17 protein-coding genes are annotated in these 20,417 nt (G+C 57.9%); 6 read left to right on the top strand and 11 right to left on the bottom strand.

Annotation, left to right across the window (positions count from 1 at the left end; translation table 11 throughout):
- Nucleotides 1-259: 259 nt before the first annotated feature.
- Both pssA and ilvC read right to left on the bottom strand, forming a co-directional pair.
- On the bottom strand, nt 260-1,132 hold the full coding sequence (gene pssA / locus DOM57_RS07440; protein ID WP_110648585.1) for a CDP-diacylglycerol--serine O-phosphatidyltransferase: 873 nt from the start codon (nt 1,130-1,132) through the stop codon (nt 260-262).
- Nucleotides 1,133-1,286: 154 nt separating this feature from the next.
- Nucleotides 1,287-2,303, bottom strand: a complete 1,017-nt coding sequence (gene ilvC / locus DOM57_RS07435; RefSeq protein WP_110648584.1) for a ketol-acid reductoisomerase — start codon at nt 2,301-2,303, stop codon at nt 1,287-1,289.
- Between the two features lie 189 nt (nt 2,304-2,492).
- Here ilvC and ilvY point away from each other — a divergent pair, with 189 nt between their 5' ends.
- Complete coding sequence (gene ilvY / locus DOM57_RS07430; RefSeq protein WP_110648583.1) at nt 2,493-3,452, top strand: HTH-type transcriptional activator IlvY; 960 nt, start codon at nt 2,493-2,495, stop codon at nt 3,450-3,452.
- On the opposite strand, the gene DOM57_RS07425 is transcribed toward ilvY, so the two are convergent.
- The 4 genes from DOM57_RS07425 to DOM57_RS07410 all read right to left on the bottom strand — a co-directional run bounded on the left by DOM57_RS07425 (nt 3,416) and on the right by DOM57_RS07410 (nt 7,853).
- Entirely contained in the window at nt 3,416-4,381 is a 966-nt protein-coding gene (locus DOM57_RS07425) for a LysR family transcriptional regulator (protein ID WP_110648582.1), read from the bottom strand. The two genes, ilvY and DOM57_RS07425, sit on opposite strands and share 37 nt — an antisense overlap.
- Before the next feature lie 184 nt (nt 4,382-4,565).
- The gene (gene proX, locus DOM57_RS07420; protein ID WP_110648581.1) at nt 4,566-5,600 is read right to left on the bottom strand and encodes a glycine betaine/L-proline ABC transporter substrate-binding protein ProX; all 1,035 of its coding nucleotides are present in this window, start codon (nt 5,598-5,600) and stop codon (nt 4,566-4,568) included.
- A 28-nt stretch (nt 5,601-5,628) separates the two neighbouring features.
- On the bottom strand, nt 5,629-6,561 hold the full coding sequence (locus DOM57_RS07415) for an ABC transporter permease (RefSeq protein ID WP_110648580.1): 933 nt from the start codon (nt 6,559-6,561) through the stop codon (nt 5,629-5,631).
- A complete protein-coding gene (locus tag DOM57_RS07410; RefSeq protein WP_110648579.1) occupies nt 6,558-7,853 on the bottom strand; it encodes a quaternary amine ABC transporter ATP-binding protein in 1,296 nt (431 codons plus the stop codon). Before DOM57_RS07410 ends, DOM57_RS07415 begins: the two co-directional genes overlap by 4 nt.
- Nucleotides 7,854-8,316: 463 nt before the next feature.
- Between DOM57_RS07410 and DOM57_RS07405 the strand changes: the two genes are divergently transcribed.
- The 4 genes from DOM57_RS07405 (at nt 8,317) to DOM57_RS07390 (ending at nt 11,440) form a co-directional block, all read left to right on the top strand.
- Complete coding sequence (locus DOM57_RS07405) at nt 8,317-9,129, top strand: alpha/beta fold hydrolase (protein ID WP_204352893.1); 813 nt, start codon at nt 8,317-8,319, stop codon at nt 9,127-9,129.
- A 102-nt stretch (nt 9,130-9,231) separates the two neighbouring features.
- Nucleotides 9,232-10,374 (top strand): FAD-dependent monooxygenase, encoded by a 1,143-nt coding sequence (locus tag DOM57_RS07400; RefSeq protein WP_110648578.1) that lies wholly within the window; start codon nt 9,232-9,234, stop codon nt 10,372-10,374.
- A 34-nt stretch (nt 10,375-10,408) separates the two neighbouring features.
- The gene (locus DOM57_RS07395) at nt 10,409-10,630 is read left to right on the top strand and encodes a 2-hydroxymuconate tautomerase (RefSeq protein WP_275425961.1); all 222 of its coding nucleotides are present in this window, start codon (nt 10,409-10,411) and stop codon (nt 10,628-10,630) included.
- 3 nt (nt 10,631-10,633) lie between these two features.
- On the top strand, nt 10,634-11,440 hold the full coding sequence (locus DOM57_RS07390; RefSeq protein ID WP_110648576.1) for an alpha/beta fold hydrolase: 807 nt from the start codon (nt 10,634-10,636) through the stop codon (nt 11,438-11,440).
- A 114-nt stretch (nt 11,441-11,554) separates the two neighbouring features.
- On the opposite strand, the gene ilvN is transcribed toward DOM57_RS07390, so the two are convergent.
- Complete coding sequence (gene ilvN, locus DOM57_RS07385) at nt 11,555-12,046, bottom strand: acetolactate synthase small subunit (RefSeq protein ID WP_110648575.1); 492 nt, start codon at nt 12,044-12,046, stop codon at nt 11,555-11,557.
- Nucleotides 12,046-13,770: an acetolactate synthase 3 large subunit gene (locus tag DOM57_RS07380; RefSeq protein WP_110648574.1), complete on the bottom strand. Its 1,725-nt coding sequence runs from the start codon at nt 13,768-13,770 to the stop codon at nt 12,046-12,048. Before DOM57_RS07380 ends, ilvN begins: the two co-directional genes overlap by 1 nt.
- A gap of 557 nt (nt 13,771-14,327) precedes the next feature.
- On the opposite strand from DOM57_RS07380, the gene DOM57_RS07375 reads away from it, so the two are divergent.
- On the top strand, nt 14,328-15,659 hold the full coding sequence (locus DOM57_RS07375) for a sugar porter family MFS transporter (protein ID WP_110648573.1): 1,332 nt from the start codon (nt 14,328-14,330) through the stop codon (nt 15,657-15,659).
- A gap of 115 nt (nt 15,660-15,774) precedes the next feature.
- Here the strand turns inward: DOM57_RS07375 and clpB are convergent, their stop codons facing one another.
- The 3 genes from clpB to rluD form a co-directional block, all read right to left on the bottom strand.
- Nucleotides 15,775-18,372, bottom strand: a complete 2,598-nt coding sequence (gene clpB / locus DOM57_RS07370) for an ATP-dependent chaperone ClpB (protein WP_110648572.1) — start codon at nt 18,370-18,372, stop codon at nt 15,775-15,777.
- A gap of 202 nt (nt 18,373-18,574) precedes the next feature.
- Complete coding sequence (pgeF, locus tag DOM57_RS07365) at nt 18,575-19,363, bottom strand: peptidoglycan editing factor PgeF (protein WP_110648571.1); 789 nt, start codon at nt 19,361-19,363, stop codon at nt 18,575-18,577.
- Between the two features lie 26 nt (nt 19,364-19,389).
- Nucleotides 19,390-20,349, bottom strand: a complete 960-nt coding sequence (gene rluD, locus DOM57_RS07360) for a 23S rRNA pseudouridine(1911/1915/1917) synthase RluD (RefSeq protein WP_110648570.1) — start codon at nt 20,347-20,349, stop codon at nt 19,390-19,392.
- Nucleotides 20,350-20,417: the final 68 nt, after the last annotated feature.

Raw genomic sequence — 20,417 nt, 5'->3', positions numbered from 1 at the left:
GCCGCGAACCCTGGAAGACACCGTGAAGCCCAACCGCTTGCTTCGCCGCCTAACGATGCTTGATTTGTTCAATCGAATCAATCGCTTGGCTTGTCTCCCCGCTGCTGTCGAGAGCCTGTCTCGTCGGCAGCGGATGCGTACTTTACGGACCCCGGCCCAACTTGGCAAGCCCTCGCGGCAAAAAAGTTGTCCAGCCGGTCCAATAGATAGCAAAACGCCCGCGCAGGGCGGGCGTCATGAGAGCAATGGCGCGTGCCGGTCAGTCGTCCTGCGCCTGCTGCCCTCCCGCTTCTTGCCGCCGCTTCTCCGTGCGCGCCTTGCGCAGACGCCCCAACGCAAAGAGGGGGCCCGAAACGACATAGCAGCCAAACAGCGTCAGCAACACTACCGAAGGCTCGATCGAGATCAGTACGAACAGCAGCACGATCGCCAGCAGGAAGACGAATGGCACCGGCCCCTTGAAATCGATCTCCTTGAAACTGTGGTAGCGCACGTTACTGACCATCAACACGCCGGCCGCGGCAACCACGGCGGTCATCAGTACCTTGAAACCGAGCGACTCGGCGTCGAAGGTATGGAACACCCAAACGCAACCGGCCACCACGGCAGCCGCCGAGGGACTGGGAAGCCCGACGAACCACTTCTTGTCGATGCTGCCGATCTGCACATTGAACCGCGCCAGGCGCAGCGCCGCGCCGGCCACGAAGATGAAGGCCGCGATCCAGCCGAGCTTGCCGACGTCCTGCAGGATCCAGGTGAAGGCGACCAGCGCCGGAGCCATGCCGAAGGAAACCATGTCGGCGAGGCTGTCGAATTCGGCGCCGAAGGCACTCTGCGTATTGGTCAGGCGAGCCACGCGGCCATCCAGTCCGTCGAGGACCATGGCCACGAAGATGGCGATGGCCGCCTTGCCATAGTCGCCATTGATCGCCGCAACGATCGAGTAGAAACCGGCAAACAATGCCGACAGCGTGAACAGATTGGGCAGCAGATAGATACCGCGGCGGCGAATTCGCTTGCCGTTTTCGACCGTCTCTTCGATGACCTCGTCTTCGTCATCGAAGAGCGGAGACGTAGCGCCGATGGTAATGGTTTCGGGCTCTTGCTCGTGTTGGCGGTCATCCTGCGTCATGGAGGCGAGTCCTTTGGTTACGAGTGCGCTCGGGCATTTCAGCCGGCCCATTCTACAGCCTAGCGAGAATCGCGACAGTTGCCCGTCTTCCCCGAACGCAAAACGGGGTGCGACGATCGTCGCACCCCGTTCGGCTCGCGTGACCAAAGAGCGATCAGTTCTTGCTCTTGTCGACCAGCTGATTGGCGGTGATCCACGGCATCATTGCACGCAGCTTTTCACCGATCTGCTCGACCGGATGCTCGGCGGTCTGGCGACGACGGGCGTTGAGCGAAGCGTAGTTGCAGGCCCCTTCGGCGATGAACATCTTGGCGTACTCGCCGTCCTGGATGCGCTTGAGCGCCTTGCGCATCGCCTCTTTGGAATGCTCGTTAATGATCTCGCGGCCGGTGACGTATTCGCCGTACTCGGCATTGTTGGAGATCGAGTAGTTCATGTTGGCGATGCCGCCTTCGTACATCAGGTCGACGATCAGCTTGAGCTCGTGGAGGCACTCGAAATAGGCCATTTCCGGCGCGTAACCGGCTTCGGTCAGGGTCTCGAAGCCGGCCTTGACCAGCTCGACCGCACCGCCGCACAGCACCGCCTGCTCGCCGAACAGGTCGGTTTCGGTCTCGTCCTTGAAGGTGGTCTCGATGATACCGCTGCGGCCACCACCGATGGCTGCGGCGTAGGAGAGCGCGATCTCCTTGGCCTGACCGGACGCGTCCTGGTGGATCGCGATCAGATCTGGAATGCCGCCGCCACGCACGAATTCGGAACGAACGGTATGCCCCGGCGCCTTGGGCGCGATCATGATCACGTCGAGATCGGCACGCGGCTGAATCTGGCTGTAGTGGATATTGAAGCCATGGGCGAAGGCGACGGTCGCGCCCTCTTTCAGGTTAGGCTCGATCTCCTGCTCGTAGATCGTTTTCTGGTTTTCGTCCGGCGCAAGAATCATCACCACGTCGGCGGTCTTGCAGGCGTCAGCGACACTGGCCACCTTGAGGCCGGCGCCCTCGGCCTTGGCCGCAGAAGAAGACCCCTTGCGCAGCGCGACGGTGACGTCGACGCCGGACTCCTTGAGGTTGTTGGCGTGGGCATGGCCCTGTGAGCCATAGCCGACGATGGTGACCTGCTTGGCCTGGATCAGCGAAAGATCGCAATCCTTGTCGTAATAAACGCGCATGTCGAACTCCCGATCGATTCTGGAAATAGCTGCTGGAATATGTGTCAGCGTTGATGGCCACCGGCGCCGTCTAGCGCGGCGCTCGTCATGTTCAGCCGTGGAGCCACGATAAGTCAGGCGCCGCGTTGCGTAAAACGCTATATTTGCAATGCGACATTTCATAATTCGAAACGAATCGATGAAACACTAATGGATTACCGCCCACTGACCCACTTCCTGGCCCTGGCCGATCATCTGCATTTCGGTCGCGCCAGCGACGCCTGCCATGTCAGCCCTTCGACCCTGAGCCGTTCGATCCGCCAGTTGGAGGAGACGCTGGGCGTCACGCTGTTCGAGCGCGACAATCGCCACGTCATCCTGACCCGGGAGGGACAGCTGTTCCACTCCTACGCCCGGGAGACACTGGAGCAATGGCAATCGCTGCAGTGCACCTTGATGGAGGAGACCCGCGAGCTGGCAGGCGAGATCAGCATCTACTGCTCGGTCACCGCCAGCTACAGTTTTCTCTACCGTCTGCTGAGCGAATTCCGTCTGCGCCATCCGCGTATCGAGATCAAGCTGCATACCGGCGATCCGGCCGACGCCATCGCCCGGGTCCAGGCCGAAAACGAGGACGTTGCCATCACCGCGCGCCCCCGCAGCCTGCCGGATGCGTTGGCATTCAAGCCGCTGGCGACTTCGCCGCTGGTGTTCATCGCGCCGCGTGACGGCGCCGACTGGCTGCCGGCCACACCGGAGATTCCGACGCCTTCCCAGTGGCGGCAAGTACCGATGATCCTGTCCGAATCCGGATTGTCGCGGGATCATGCCGATACCTGGTTTCGTGCGCTTGGGGTCACCCCACGCATCTATGCCCAGGTCGCCGGCAACGAAGCGATCGTCAGCATGGTCGGACTCGGATTTGGCGTCGGTATCGTGCCGCGCATCGTGCTCGACAACAGCCCGCTGCTCGATCGCGTGACCATCCTGCCGGTCAAGCCCGAACTGCCGCACTACGACGTCGGCCTGTGCGTGCTCAAGCGACGCCTGAAGAGTGCGCTGATCGAAGCGCTATGGGCGGAGATACAGGCATCGCCATATGCTGCAAATTTGCCCAGTCGATGGAAAGGCAGCTACCAGAATGGGGCTGTATTGAGATTGCCCGAGTAAGTACGCTGGCTTTCCGGTGTATTGAGAACTTCCTTCTTAAGGGTGTCCAGAAAAGCTTGCTCGGTTTGACTGGGGCGTACCTTGGCATTAGTAATGAGGTATATGTCGATAGGCATGACATCCTCATAAGGCGGTAACCGCCATAATAAGCCATCCCGTACATCTCGGGCGGCTATCTGCACCGGGATTGGCCCAACACCTAATCCAGAAAGGACCATTCGCCTGACTTCCTCTAGATTATTAGCAATGCCCGTCAGTGGTTCATTAAAGTTTATATTGGATCGCATCTCAGTAATCGAATGGAGATAATCCGAGAAAATAGCTGACTGGTATGTGATTTCATTATGCCCCTTTAAATCCTCCACAGTCAGCCCTTCCTTTCCAAAGAGTGGGTGGGTGGCCCCGCAATAAAACCCACAATACTCTTTAAATATATGAAAATATTCAAACTCCGACCGCTTATTAAACACCGGCCCTATTCCGAAATGGATCAACCGATTCGCGAGTGCCTCAATGATTTCCGGGCTATTCATCACAGTACACGATATCGTCGCTCGGTTATGTCGACGATGGAACTCGGTTAGAGTTTGGTTCAGAATTGGACTAGCCATGTGACTTGCAATAGTCAGTCGGACATTGCCTGTCAACACCTCCTCGGTATCCTTCAGCAAGACCGATATACGGTCTATGGCACCGCAGATTTCGCTCGCCTCGCGGTGGAGTAGCCGTCCAGCCTCAGTTAGTTTGAAAAATCTTGGTCCCCTTTCCGCAAGCTGCAACCCAATTTGACACTCTAAATTCTTCAGTGCCGCGCTGATTGCCGGCTGTCCTCGTCCGAGGATATGGGCCGCCTTCGAAATGCTCTGAGTCTCTGCCACGACGACAAACGTATAGAGCAGATTCCAATTGATTTTCCTGGACAAAGCCATTAATCATCTCATCCAATGATGTATGATGAAGCATCAATATCATCAACAAACAGTAGCCTGTCAATCTCGCCGCATACCGATTGAGTATTAGCAGATGAGATAAACACTCATAGATATCGCTGTACCCAGACAACACAAAATCCCCCTAACCGGGGGATTAAGTAATCTAAGTTTCCGCTAGCAATCAATTGGCAGCAGTAATTGCTGCATCAATCCACGAATCGAATTTTTCCTTGTTATTCTCGATCCATTCTCTAGCATGGCGCTCGATATCCTCCTCTCGGTTTTCACCTTGCATCATCTTGATATTCTGCTCGGCTCGATCCTGTAGGTGCATTTCAAACTGATCGAAAAATTTCATTGCCGCAGAGTTTTCAGCAGCCCATTTTCGGTTGACCGCAATATAGTAGACTGTAGGCAGCCAGCCAAGATCGCAGGGGTTGGATGCGCAGCCCTCAAGGTTGTCTTGGGGCTTATATTTTTCCATCTGATCATCTGGCAATGAGACATTATGCACCTGCAACCAAACAAGATCTTTTCCTGGCTTTAGCGTCATAGTTGTTGGATTAGGGTACCAAGTATATAGGAATATTGGTTCACCAGCAGAGTAACGTCCCACCGCATCCGCAGATAACGTAGTGTACTCTCCCTGAACTAAATGAACACGATCGCTCAGACCGAGGTTTTTTATATAGTTTGTTGCTACGGCAGAAGATCCCGTCCAGCTTGCTGATGGCCCAACCATATCAGCACGCCCATCACCATCCTGATCAAATAGCGCGGCTACTTTAGGATCTTTAAAATCCTCCAAATAACGGATATTATATTTATCCGCAGTTTTTTTATCAACCATAAATCCTTGTATAGTACCCGGATTCATGATCGGTCCTACTGGCATCACATCCTCTTTAGTTTTCTCGTAAAGATCAGCGTGATTGGGCAAAATCGTGTCGACCGAATACATAAGGTCGCCACGTGCGATAGAAGTAAATATCGCGGGAGGCCCCATTGTAACTGGGTCGGCAACTTCATAACCCAGACGTTCCATACCAATATCGACAATTTTCTGACCGAACCAGAAGGAGTCCCAATTAGGGCGTGCAGGCATGACTTTCTTACCAGCACCAGGCAGGTCGGATCCAGCCATAACATGGGTACCAGTCAGGATAGCTATGCCAGCTACAATGGCAAATATTATATTTCTCATATTGCAACTCATTGCATTTCTCTCTATCGAGGATTGATTGTTATTGCATACTTGCAGGGGAGTCAGATGCCCCGGTCCGTGCTGCTCGGAAACGACCTAACAATGAGCGCGGTTTGAGCTCATGATGGGCCTGTTTAGATTTTTCGCCTAATCCTTGGGTAATCCGGTCCAGCGATATAGCCAGAAGAACAATGGCCAATCCACCTATTCCTGCCTGCCCGACATCTAGCGCACCGATTCCTCTAAGCACTGACAAGCCAAGCCCCTCAGCCCCGATCATTGAGATAATAACGCTCATCACCATAGCCATGAGCAGGGTCTGGTTCACCCCTGTCATGATAGACGGCAGGGCTAGTGGTAATCGGATATTGATTAGAGCCTGCCATTCGGTAGCACCAAAGGACTCTCCAGCCTCGATCGCCTCGGCGGGGACCTGGCGCAATCCAAGATTAGTTAGACGGATCACCGGTGGCATGGAAAAGACTATGGTAGCTATTACACCTGGCACAGTTCCGATACCAAACAGCATTACCACCGGAACAAGATAAACAAAAGAGGGTGTTGTTTGCATAACATCAAGGACTGGGCGTAGAACAGCCCAAAACTTGTTGCTTCGGCCGGCAAGGATACCGATCGGAACGCCTACGACCACGCAGAAGGTGACCGCTGTGATCAAAATTGAAAGCGAGTCCATTGCTTCGTCCCAAAGCCCCATGAAGGCAATCAATACAAAGGAAACACCGCAGAAAACGCCATTACGAATACCCGCTGTTCTCCAACCGACGATCAGAAAGAACAGGATTACAAGCCAGAATGGTAACGAATTCATCAGATCTGACACTGCATCCAGAACCTGCGCGATTGGCCAGCGTAGTGTCTGAAAAACTGGACGCCATTCATCAACGAGCCAGTTCACAATATTCTGAAAAATGTCAGCTATGGGTAGAATATATTCATCAGGTAAACGATTCATGAGCTGACCACCTTATCGAAGCAGTTAATGGTAAGATGAGATTCGCCGCTGATCTGGCCATCGGTGCTGAATGCATGAGCTGAATTTCTTATGTTAGTATACTGTCCGGCTTGGCTCAGGTGCGTCATAACATCGTTAGCATCCATGGTACCAACAACATGTCCTTTATCATCACTAATGGCGAGAGGCAATTGCTGAGACAATTGGAAATAGAGGTTACCTACAATGGTGGAAGAAGACACCGAGATCACCTCTTCGTCTTGTCTTTGGAAATCAGCACCAACCTTCATCTCTAACTCTGTGGAATTCTCTAGGTCCCCACGAAATATATAGCCTAGCGGTTTTTTATCAGAATCCACTAATATGGCGAATTGCTTCCCTGTTTTTTTCATCCTCTTCAATACACTATCTGCCGCCATATCGGCATAAAGAGGAGTGGCACCAGTTTGTGCCACATCTTTAGCAGTAATTACTTTAGACCTGTCCATCTCACGCGAAAAATTTTCCACGTATTCATTTCCAGGATGAAGGATGATCTCTTCCGGCGTACCCATCTGGACAAATTTACCATCTCGCATAACGGCGACCTGGTCGCTGAGCTTGACCGCCTCATGAAAATCATGAGTAATGAAGATGATGGTCTTTTTGATATCACACTGAAGCTTAATAAGCTCTGCCTGAAGGTCGGCACGGATCAATGGATCAAGCGCACTAAAAGGCTCATCCATTAACAAAATATCGGGATCGTTTGCCAGAGCTCTGGCCAGTCCCACACGCTGCTTCATTCCACCACTCAAATTGTCGGGATAGCGATCACTCCAATTGGAGAGCCCGACCCGTTCTAATGCCATTCCCGCCTTTTCTCGGCGTGACTCCTTCACCTCACCACGTAGTTTTAATCCAAACTCAACATTCTCGAGTATCGACTTGTGGGGCAACAATGCAAAATTCTGGAACACCATGGCGATCTTGGTACGTCTGATGTCTCGCAATTCCTGGCTCGACTTCAAGCATATGTCCTCACCATCAAGCAGGATCGAGCCGTTCGTAGGCTCGATCAGACGATTCAGGCATCGAACCAACGTAGACTTTCCGGACCCGGATAGGCCCATGATGGTAAAGATTTCACCCTCTCTCACCTTGAGCGATACCTCAGATACCGCCAGCATCTGGCCTGTCCTACTCAAGATGTCACGGGGATGGCATCCTTGCCTTGCCAGCTTGAGAGCCTCTTCTGGCCGTTCGCCATAGACTTTGTTTAAGCCCTTGATTTCAATTTTGATTGTTGTCATGGAGAGCCTTCTCGGTTCGTTTGTTTTGTGTTACCGCATATTCTGTCGCTATGCCGGTAATCTGTCCGACTGACGTGTAGCTCACCTCTCAAACACTTAACCCAACTAACCATGGACACATGGACCTAGGTCAGTCTCTGTCCTTATTAGTAGCGAAACTTTAAACCGGCTTAATGGTGAGTCCCGGTTACCATCCCCCTTATTCACGCCGTGTTCGCTTGCCTTAAAAGGAAGCAGACCTGCAACCACAAATCAAATCGATAATTTTCATGCCTGGTTTGTTTTTTTTGATAGTCAACTCGCCGCGAGCGATCATTTAACTTGATAGATAAATCAAAATTATCGCTTTGACTGATCTATATTCTTGAGATTAACTAAATTTCAAGCTGCATTCCGCCACATGGATTGTTGCTGGCTCCTATCAACTACCAATACAACTGGCTAACACAAAATAGGACTAGTCATGACACAAAAAATCAACAACATGAATTCGTCCCCCAAAGCCCTAGACTGCTCGCACTGGATCGCCGGCGAGGGGGAGCCGCTTTTTCTGGTGCATGGCATCGGTGCATCGCATGCCACCTGGGATAGGATCGTGGATGATTTAAAGTCCGATTTTTGTTGTATCTCTTATGACTTGCGAGGTCATGGCATATCCCCCATGCCCGAAGGGCGGTTCGACCTAGATGCATTGGTCGAAGATCTGGAAGCGCTACGGGCAAAGCTGGGTATCAAAAAGGCCCATATCGCCGGACACTCGCTTGGCGGCATGATTGGCCCAGCCTATGCACGAAAATACCCCGAGCGAGTCAAGACTCTGGCGCTATTATCAACGGCCGCCGGACGAACGGCAGACGACAGCGCCAAGGTAAAGGGAGTTGTCGAGGCAATGGAACGTGAGGGGATCCCCAATATTCTCAATACGCTCGTAAACCGCTGGTACACGGATGAGTTTGCCCAAGCCAACCCTGACATCGTCACGGCCCGACTTAATCAGATCACTAGCATGAGCGCTAACGTATTCCTCAATGTTTTCCACATCTATGCGGAAACCGAAATGGCTCCCTGGCTGCATGAGGTTGCTGTTCCGTCACTTGTACTCACGGGCGAGCTGGATGGCGGTTGTAATCCGCGCCTGAACCGCTACATCGATAGTCAGCTGCCTGACTCTGAACTCGTAATTCTCGAGGGATTGAAGCATTCCATTCTGATGGAAGCCCCCCACAGGGTGGCCTCCGAGCTACGCCGTTTCATCACGCAACGCAGCCAGGCATAAATCCGGGGGAATTCACGCTCGCTTCAGCTAAGCGCGAAGATTCAACGGCATAGGCCCGTTTTCTAACCATATAAATGACAATACCTGACGACGGAGTAAAGAATGGCTAACAAACCGGTAGCTGAAATCGCAGGCGCAGGACTTGCAGGACTCGCCGCAGCAGCGGCACTGGCTCAACAAGGCTGGAGCGTCCGTGTCCATGAAAAGGGAAAGGAATTACGAGAGATTGGCGCAGGTCTCTATCTTTGGGAAAACGCCCTCGCTGCCTTGCGTGAGCTTGGCGTTTACAACAAGGTCGTAGAGACGGGCGTGGCCTCGGAAAAGCCACGCTTGCTGCAGGACCATCGGCAAAGGGAAGTGAACATACGGCGCAAGAACGAACCGCTTCCCGAGCTCATCGTCATCCTGCGTACGGAGTTGCACCGTATTCTGGCCGAACATGCCATCGCGCAAGGTGTGGAGATCATCACCAATTCAAAGGTTATCGGTGCATCCCCCGAAGGACGTCTTGAATTCGTCAACGGCATGGGCCCCAAGGCCGATTTAGTCATTGGTGCGGACGGCGTGTTCTCCAAGGTGAGGGATTCGTTGAAACTCGCGCAGAAGATCATAGAGATGAAGGACGGCTGCGGTCGTCACCTCATACCGCGCCAGCCCGATGATAGCCTCAGCACCCGACGGATAGAAATGTGGAACGGAGGGCGACGCATAGGCATGGCTCCGGCTAGTAAAGACTATCACTACGTGTTTCTTTGCTGCCCCGAGCATGATATCGCTGGGCGTATGCAACAACCCTTCAATTTGGAAGCGTGGGCTGAAAGTCATCCCAATTACAGAGAGTATTTGGAGCGCCTTCCCCGCCATCCCGAAGAGCACTGGCGCCCCTTCTATAATGTTCACTGTTCTTCTTGGTCGCTAGGAAATGCCTGTATCGTCGGAGATGCAGCGCATGCGATGACACCCAATCTAGGCCAGGGCGCCTGCGTGGCAATCACCAATGCCGTCGTACTTGCTCGAGCCGTCACCAAGCATACCGATATTCCCACTGCTCTACGCAAATGGGAGCAGGCGGAAAGGCCCTACATCGATCAGACTCAGCGAATGTCCTATCTCTACGGTGCTGTCGGTACGCGTTGGCCGCAGGGACTGCTTGGGTTGCGCAGCAGATTGCTGCCGCTTCTAGCCAGAACAAACCGGTTCCAGAATAATCTGCGCTGCGCCATCGACCACAAGCCAGCGATCTGACTAGCAGGCACCATTAATCCGGCCGTCAAAGCGAGTGGCCCTAGTATCGAGATACAGAAAAATGCCCATTATCCGTGTGGAAATGTTCGAAGGACGAACGACCGAGCAGAAAAGCGAGCTCATCAAGGAGCTGACCGAAGGCTTCCTACGCAGCTGCGGCGGGAAACGAGAAAGCGTACAAGTTGTGATTACTGATTATTCCCCGCAAGACTGGGGTGTCGGCGGGCACCTTGCCAGCGAAAAAGCCAAGGGGTAGCACATGGTCCATAAGCGCAAGGCTGGCCCAACGGCGTATTGGGTTCAAGGCAAAGGGCCTGCCATCGTATTCGTGCATGGCAACGGGTCAACTCATGACACTTGGCAAGGGGTCATAGAATATCTGACAGACGATTTTTCCTGTATTTCCTATGACCTAAGGGGCCATGGTAATTCTGACCCCGCGCCAGATGAGCTCACTCTCGATAGGCTAGTTGAGGACCTCGAAGCGTTGCGCACCGAACTGAGCTTGGAACAGGCCTTCTTCGTTGGCCATTCGCTTGGCTCGTTTATTGCTGCTGCCTATGCGCATCGATATCCCGAACATGTTAGCCGCCTCTGCCTGATGGCTGCTCCTGTGGATCGTAATGAACAGGATATACGTTCCAATGCCAAGTTAATTGAACGACTTCAACATGAGGGCGTCGCCGAAACCATGTCTAGCCTGGTGAAGCTTTGGTATACGGACGCCTTCGTTACCGTGCATCCCGGTGCCTTGCAACAGCGGCTCGAACAGCTTACCAGTATCAATGAGCAAGTCTTCATCGATACCTATAAGTTGTATAGCCAGACAGAGATCGGCCTGTGGTTAAACGACATCGCCATGCCAACTCTCATCATGACAGGTGAGTATGCCAAGGGAAGCGGCGCAGACGTGGCAAAGCATCTTTCCGACATTGTGGAGGGCTCTAAGCTCATCATTTTCAAGGAAATGAAAAACGGCATCCTCACGGAAATTCCCGACCGGGTGGCCAAAGAACTCGACGCCTTTTACCGTACGGCTCACAACACTGTCGCCTCCCCGTTATGAATAGTGCCTGCCCTATGCGCGGCTTTCGACGCTCAACATCCCACTGAATAGTAAAATACAAAAACGCCCGGCGGAATGGCTCCCGCCGGGCGTCCGTTGGCGACTCTGGCCGCTTCACAACGAAAGCAGTTTATCTCCACGGGCAATGCCCGAGACGCCGGTGCGCGCGACCTCGAGAATGCCGATCGGCGCCATCGCCTGCACGAAGGCATCGAGCTTGCCGGCATCGCCGGTGATCTGCACCGTGTAGACGCTCGGCGTGACGTCGACGATCTGCGCGCGGAAGATGTCCGCGGTGCGCTTGACCTCGTCGCGGCTGGCGCCGAGCGCCTTGACCTTGACCAGCATCAGTTCGCGCTCGATGTGGTTGCCTTCGGTCAGGTCGACCAGCTTGACCACGTCGATCAGCTTGTTGAGATGCTTGGTAATCTGCTCGATCACCCGATCGTCGCCGACCGTGGTCACCGTCAGCCGGGACAACGACGGTTCCTCGGTCGGTGCCACGTTGAGGGTTTCGATGTTGAAGTTGCGCTGGGAGAACAGTCCCACCACGCGGGACAGCGCGCCCGGCTCGTTTTCCAGCAGAATCGAGATGATATGGCGCATCAGGTCCGCTCCGTCTTCGAAAGCAGCATGTCACGCATGGAGCCGAGAGGCACCTGCATTGGATAGACGTGTTCGAATGGATCGACATAGACGTCGAGGAACACCAGTTCGTTGGTATCGGCGAAGGCACGTTCCAGCGCCGGCGCCAGTTCCTCGTGACGTTCCACCTTGAGCGCCGTGAAACCGTAGGCCTCGATCAGCTTGGCGAAGTCGGGCAGCGATTCCATGTAGGAATGCGCATGGCGCGACTTGTAGTTCAGATCCTGCCACTGACGCACCATGCCCAGCGACTGGTTGTTCAGGTTGACGATCTTGACGCCGACCTCGAACTGCTTACAGGTCGACAGTTCCTGCATCATCATCTGAAAGCTGCCTTCGCCGGTGAAGCAGACCACGTCGTCCTGGGGGAAGTTGAGCTTGACGCCCATCGCCGCCGGAAAGCCGAAGCCCATGGTGCCGAGGCCGCCGGAGGTGATGAAGCGGTTGGGCTTGGCGAACTTGTAGTACTGCGCCGCGAACATCTGGTGCTGGCCCACGTCCGTGGTCACGAACGCCTCGCCTCGGGTCGCGCGGTAGACCGCTTCGATCACCTCCTGCGGCTTGAGTGCTTCGCCCGGCTTGGATGGCTCGTAGAGCTTGCCCTCGCGCTCGGCCCGCCAGCCGTCGATGGTCTTCCACCACTCCTCGAGCGCCTCCGGACTGGCCGGCTCGCGATCCTGGACCAGGCTGATCATCTCGTTGATGACGCTGCCCGCCGCACCGACGATCGGCACGTCCGCCCGCACGGTCTTGGAGATCGAGCTGGGATCGATATCGACGTGCACGATCTTGGCCGTGGGGCAGAATTTCGAAGTGTTGTTGGTCACCCGGTCGTCGAAGCGCGCGCCGATGGCGACGATCAGATCGGCATGGTGCATCGCCATGTTGGCTTCATAGCTGCCATGCATGCCGAGCCAGCCGAGCGACTGGCGATCGCCCTGCGGATAGCCGCCGATTCCCATCAGCGTGGTGGTGATGGGAAAGCCGAGACGCTGGACCAGATCGGTCAGCGCCTCGCTGGCGCGCCCGGTAACGATGCCGCCGCCGGTATAGAACACCGGCCGGCGCGCCTTGAGCATCATGTCGACGGCCTTCTTGATCTGGCCGCTGTGGCCACGGGTCACCGGGTTGTAGGAGCGAATCTTGACCTTCTTCGGATAGACGTACTCGTAACGCTCGGTGGGCGCCGTCATGTCCTTGGGAATGTCCACCACCACCGGGCCGGGACGGCCGGTCGAGGCAAGATAGAACGCCTTCTTCAGCACCGCGGGAATCTCGCTGGGGTGCTTGATCGAGAAGCTGTGCTTCACGATCGGGCGGGTGACGCCGACGATATCGGTTTCCTGAAAAGCGTCCTCGCCGATCAGGTGGCTGGCAACTTGGCCGCACAGCACCACCATCGGGATCGAATCCATGTAGGCGGTGGCGATGCCGGTCACGGCGTTGGTCGCGCCGGGGCCGGAGGTCACGAGTACCACGCCGGGCTTGCCGCTGGCGCGGGCGTAGCCATCGGCGGCGTGGGTGGCGGCTTGTTCGTGACGAACGAGAATGTGCTGAACGCTATCCTGACGGAACAGGGCATCGTAGATGTGCAATGCCGCACCGCCCGGATAGCCGTAGATACGCTCGACGCCTTCATCCTTCAGAAAGCGAGCGATCATATCGGCGCCGGAAAGTAATTCCACTGGTGAGTCTCCCCTGGAAGTTCGAGTGCCACTCCGCTTTCCTCCTCGGCAAGAAGCGTGAAAGCGAAGCTCAATCGCGGCGGTACGCCGCTGCCGATATCGAATCGGCGCCTGATGCCATCATCCTGGCGTCTGGGCCCGGGGTGGGGACCCGCACTCATAGACACTGCCGAGCCGGCTGGCCGGGCGATGTCTGGCACGGCAGATCGCCGTGTCGGGGTTGGCGGGGACAGGCGGTTGGCCCGTGCCCTTGTTTCCTGAGAAAGCTTCCTGAGGAAGTTCTCTCGACAGGCGGGTAGAGGTCGCTGGGAACCTACCCTTCACGCAGCGGCCGGGGATCTCCCAGACTATGCTGCGCCCGCAATCAGGAACCGCCTAGATTCCATCAGTGCCCGAGGGCTGTCAACCTCGGCACTGCAAAATGCTCCCCCAGACTTCGTTGCCCACTAAAGTTTGAGATGAATGCACGGCGAGGCCGGAACATCGCTGCTGTACTGATTGTTGAGCTAGGCTGAAATAATTCTCGACCCGACAATGCTCTAGAAAGGTGATTGATGATGTCCCCTATCCTGAAGTGGTCCATGTTCGTCGCCATGGCGGGCTTTCTGTTCGGTTTCGACACCGCCGTGATCTCCGGGGCGGACAAGCCCATTCAGGAACTTTGGGGGCTCAGCGACCTCCAGCACGGTCTGTTCATCATGTCGATGGCGCTATGGGGCACGGTGCTGGGGGCAATCTGCGGCAACTGGCCCACCGATCGCCTGGGGCGGCGCGCCACGCTGTTCATGATCGGCGTGCTCTACTTCGTCTCAGCGGTCGGCTCGGCGCTGGCGACCGATCCCTTTTGGTTTTCGTTCTTCCGCCTGATCGGTGGCTTCGGCGTCGGCATGTCGTCGGTGGCCGCACCGGCCTACATCTCCGAGATCGCGCCCGCCGAGCGTCGCGGCAACCTGGTGGCGCTGTATCAGTTCAACGTGGTGTTCGGCATCTTCATGGCCTATGTCTCGAACGCCATTCTCGGCAGCCTGCTCGGCGACGATGCCTGGCGCTGGATGGTCGGCATCGAAGCCGTTCCGGCGCTGGTCTATACCCTGGCACTGTTCGCCGTGCCGGAGAGTCCACGTTGGCTGATCCTCAACCGTAACGACACAGAGGGCGCCGCCAGGATACTGCGCCAGATCGATGCCAAGCGCGACATCACGGCGCAGATCGACGAGATTCAGGCCGCCGACCGCGAGGATCAGAAAGTGCATACCCGGTTCTTCTCGCGCCGCTATCGCCTGCCGATCCTACTGGCGTTCCTGATCGCCTTCTTCAACCAGTTCACCGGCATCAACTTCGTACTCTACTACGCCCCGCGAATTCTCGAATCGGCGCAACTGGGCGCAAGTGCCGCACTGCTCTCCACCGCCGGCATCGGTTTGATCATGGTGCTGTTCACCATGGTCGGGATGGCGCTGATCGACCGCGTCGGCCGGCGCACGCTGATGTACATCGGCTCGGTGGGCTACATCATCTCGCTGGCGATCATCTCTCACGCCTTTTTCACCGACAATCTGGGCGGCGCGCTGATCCCTCTCCAGTTGTGCCTGTTCGTCGCCGCCCATGGCATCAGCCAGGGCACGGTGATCTGGGTCTATATCTCGGAAGTCTTCCCCAACCGCGAGCGCGCCCGCGGGCAGTCGCTGGGCAGCTTCACCCACTGGTTTTTCGCCGCCGCGATCACCCTGGTCACGCCCTGGGTACTCGGCGTCTTCAATGGCGGGCCGGTATTTGCCTTCTTTGCCTTCATGATGGTGTTGCAGATAGCGTTCGTGGCTTTCGTGATGCCGGAAACCAAGGGCGTGCCGCTGGAGAAGCTGCAGCGCAAACTCTCGCCGAGCGCGTGACAGCGCAAGCGAACCATGAAAAAGCCCGCGACGCAGAACGCCGCGGGCGGGAAGACGGTCAGGACGCGACCGTGTGTTGACTGTCGGCCGCGACATCCGCCGCGGCCATGGGGGTTCACTTGCCGAAGACGAGATGGTCGTCTTCCGCCTTGACCCGGATGGTGTCGCCCGGCGCGAAGCGGCCCGCGAGCAGATCCTGAGCCAGCGGGTTCTCGATCCGGTTCTGGATCGCCCGCTTGAGCGGACGCGCGCCGAATACCGGGTCGAAACCGACCACCGCCAGCTGGGCCATGGCGTCGTCGCTGACCTCGAGCTGGAGATCGCGCTCGGCCAGACGCTCGCGCAGACGGTCGATCTGGATCGAGGCGATCGCCTGGATCTGTTCCTGACCAAGGGCGTGGAACACCACCACTTCGTCGATACGGTTGATCAACTCGGGGCGGAAGTGGTTGCCCACCACCGTCATCACCGCATCGCGCATCGCCGAGTAGTCGGCATCCTCGCCGCCCATGCGCTGGATCACATCGGAACCCAGGTTGGAGGTCATCACGATCACGGTGTTGCGAAAATCCACCGTGCGTCCCTGGCCATCGGTCAGGCGGCCATCCTCCAGTACCTGCAACAGGATGTTGAAGACGTCCGGATGCGCCTTCTCGACCTCGTCGAGCAGCAGCACCGAATAGGGCTTGCGGCGTACCGCCTCGGTCAGATAGCCGCCCTCCTCGTAACCGACGTAGCCCGGAGGCGCGCCGATCAGCCGCGCCACGGAGTGCTTTTCCATGAACTCGGACATGTCGATGCGTACCATCGCTTCCTCGGTATCGAACAGGAAGCTGGCCAGCGACTTGCACAGCTCGGTCTTGCCCACCCCGGTCGGGCCGAGGAACAGGAAAGAGCCGTTGGGTCGATTGGGGTCGGCCAGCCCGGCACGGGAACGGCGCACGGCATTGGCCACCGCATTGACCGCCTCGTCCTGGCCGATCACCCGCTCGTGCAGCGCCTCTTCCATGCGCAGCAATTTGTCGCGCTCGCCCTCGAGCATCTTGGCCACCGGAATGCCGGTCCAGCGCGAGACCACCTCGGCGATCTCCTCCTCGGTCACGTTGGAGCGCAACAGCTGGTGCTCGGCCGGGCCGGCTTTTTCGCTGTCGCTGGCGACGTCGCTACTTTCCGCGATCTGGCGCTCCAGTTTGGGAATCACCCCGTATTGCAATTCGGACATCCGCCCCAGGTCGCCCTGGCGACGCGCCGCCTCGAGATCGATACGCGCCTGTTCGAGTTCGGCCTTGTACTGCGCCGCGCCCTGGATGCTGGCCTTCTCGGCCTTCCACACCTCTTCGAGATCGGCGTATTCGCGCTCGAGTTCGCCGATCTGGGTTTCGAGATTCTCGAGCCGCTTCCTGGACGCCTCATCGGTCTCCTTCTTCAGCGCCTCGCGCTCCATCTTGAGCTGGATCAGGCGCCGGTCGAGACGGTCCATCTCTTCCGGCTTGGAGTCCAGCTCCATGCGGATGCGTGATGCCGCTTCATCGATCAGGTCGATCGCCTTGTCGGGCAACTGGCGGTCGGTGATGTAGCGGGTCGACAGCTTGGCTGCGGCGATGATCGCCGAGTCGGTGATGTCGACACCGTGATGCACCTCGTAGCGCTCCTTGAGGCCACGCAGGATGGCAATGGTGTCCTCCTCGCTCGGCTCGTCCACCAGCACCTTCTGGAAGCGACGCTCGAGCGCGGCATCCTTCTCGATGTACTGGCGGTACTCATCGAGCGTGGTGGCGCCGACGCAGTGCAGCTCGCCGCGCGCCAGCGCCGGCTTGAGCATGTTGCCGGCGTCCATCGCGCCCTCGGCCTTGCCGGCGCCGACCATGGTGTGCAGCTCATCGATGAACAGGATCACCCGGCCCTCTTCCTTGGCCAGTTCGTTGAGTACGGACTTCAGCCGCTCCTCGAACTCACCGCGGAACTTGGCGCCGGCCAGCAGCGAGCCCATGTCCAGTGCCAGCACGCGCTTGTCCTTGAGCCCCTCCGGCACCTCGCCGTTGACGATACGCTGGGCCAGCCCCTCGACGATGGCGGTCTTGCCGACGCCGGGCTCGCCGATCAATACCGGGTTGTTCTTGGTCCGCCGCTGCAGCACCTGGATCGTGCGGCGGATCTCGTCGTCACGGCCGATCACCGGATCGAGTTTGCCGTCGCTGGCGCGGGCAGTGAGATCGAGCGTGTACTTCTCCAGCGCCTCGCGCTTCTCCTCGGCATTGGCATCGTCGACGTTGGCACCGCCGCGCAATTCGCCGATCGCGCTCGAGAGCCGCTTGCGGTCCAGCCCGGCCTGGGTCAACACCTTGCCGACACCGCTCTTGAGATCGAGCGCCGCCAGCAGAATCAGCTCGATGGCGATGTATTGGTCGCCACGGCTTTGGGCCTCGCGGTCGGCCAGATTGAACAGCCGGGCCAGATCCTGGCTCATGCTGACGTTGCCATCGAACTGGCCGACCTCGGGCAGGCCGTCGAGATAGCTCACCAGTCCCTCGCGCAGGCGGCCGACATCGCCGCCCGCCTTTTGCACCAGCCCCTTGATGCCGCTGTCGCGCATCTCGAGCAGCGCCATCAACAGATGGCCGGGATCGAGTTGGTTGTGGCCGCGCCCCACCGCCAGCGATTGGGCTTCGGCCAGCGCATTCTGCAGCTTGGTCGTCATGCGATCCATACGCATACATTCGCCTCCAGGAGTCGCGTCACGCAGGGTCGTGGCGACTCGTCAGTTCATTAGTTGACACTTAAATGGAGGTATGTTTGCGCTTTTCAACCGCCACGTAACACAACGGCATGCGGCAGCCGGTCGCAACCCTCCTGTGTGAACAGGATAGGCCGAACAGGATGGGTGGGCGGCATGTTGGGCGTTGGCGGAGTTTGCGTCAGCGCAGCCAGATCACGCTGGCCATCCGTCCGGTGCGGCCATCGTCACGCCGATGGGAGTAGAAACGCGACTCGTCGCAGGCGGTGCAGAAGTGGCCGCCGCTGATCGAGTGGATACCCAGGCGCTCGAGACGCAGCCGCGCCAGGCGGTAAAGATCGGCCATGTGATGGCCGAGACGATAAGGGCTGCGCTCGAAGGCGCTCTCGGCCTCGGGCTGAACGGCGACGAAGGCTTCGAACACTTCCGGCCCGACTTCGAATTGGGCGTTGGAGATGGCCGGCCCCAGCCACACCATGATATCGGCCGGCTCGACGCCCAACGCCGCCACGCTGGCCTCCAGCACACCGCCGGCGAGGCTGCGCCAACCGGCATGCGCCAGCCCGACGCGAGTCCCCTGACGATCGCAGAAGAATACCGGCAGGCAATCGGCGGTCAGAATCACGCAAGCGTAGTCGCGAGTCGAGGCCACCGAAGCGTCGGCCCGCGGCGGTTGCGCGCGGTAGTCGTCCTGATAGTGCTGCATGACCCGCGCGCCGTGCACCTGGTCGAGCCAGAACAGGGGGCGTGCGTCGCCGACCTCGGCCGCCAACAGCTCACGGCAGCGCGCCACGCTTTCCGGGTCGTCGCCGACATGCGCTCCCGGATTGAATGCCGCGAACTCGCCCCGACTCGGCCCGGTCTTGCGGGTGGTGACGAAGGCGCCGACGCTGCGCGGCGCCGGCCAGTCGGGCAGCAGCAGCGTCGGTGCATCGCTGGCGAGCACGCGCGAGCTTGAGGCTGGATTCATGAGTTCTGTTTTCATGCCGTCTGTTGTCATGAATGGGACTCCCGATCCTCGCGCAGCATGTCCAGCAACAGGAACATGTCATCGGGCAGCGGTGCCTGGCACTCGATCGACTCGCCGCTGACGGGGTGCGCGAAGCGTAGCTTGTGGGCATGCAGTGCCTGACGCGGGAATTCACGCAGCAGTGTCTTGAGTTCTTCGCCGGCGCCGGCGGGCAATTTCAACCGCCCGCCATAGACCGGATCGCCGACCAGCGGATGGCGTACGTGGGCCAGGTGGACCCGGATCTGATGCGTGCGACCGGTCTCCAGGCGGCAGCGCACATGAGTATGCGCGCGGAAGCGTTCCTTGACCCGATAATGGGTCACCGCCGGCTTGCCGGAGGCGGTAACCGCCTGACGCTGGCGATCCTTGGGATGACGGCCGATCGGCGCATCCACAGTGCCACCGGCGGTCATCGCCCCGACCACGATCGCGTCGTACTCCCGCGACACGCTGCGCGCCTGCAACTGCTCGACCAACGCCGTCTGTGCCTCCAGCGTCTTGGCCACCATCATCAGACCGGTGGTGTCCTTGTCAAGCCGGTGAACGATGCCGGCCCGAGGCACGCCGGCCAACGCGGGGAAATGATGCAGCAAGGCGTTGAGCAGCGTGCCGTCGGGATTGCCGGCGGCGGGGTGCACCACCAGCCCGGCCGGTTTGTCGATCACCAGCACGGCAGCGTCTTCATGGACGATCGACAGCGGGATCGCCTGCGGTTCCCAGCGGGTCTCTTCGGCCAGCCGAGTGTCGAGCGCTAGCCGCTCGCCACCGATCACCTTATCCTTGGGCCGGACCTGACGCCCGTCGAGGGTCAATTCACCCAGCTGGATCCAGCTTTTGAGACGCTCGCGGGAAAATTCGGGGAACATTTCGGCCGCCGCCTGGTCGAGACGTCGTCCGGCCAAATGCTCGGGTATGCGCTCGTCACGCTTGAGGATGTCGGCCATACGTGGGGATCGGTTCCGTTTCGCCGGTTGAGGTTGGCTTGGGAAAGGCTGCCGTGATGCACACGCGT

Origin of the sequence: Salinicola peritrichatus, assembly GCF_003206715.1 — a bacterium.
Taxonomy (GTDB): Bacteria; Pseudomonadota; Gammaproteobacteria; order Pseudomonadales; family Halomonadaceae; genus Salinicola; species Salinicola peritrichatus.
Note: the sequence above shows the minus strand (reverse complement) of the source record. Positions and strands in the feature narration are given on the sequence as shown.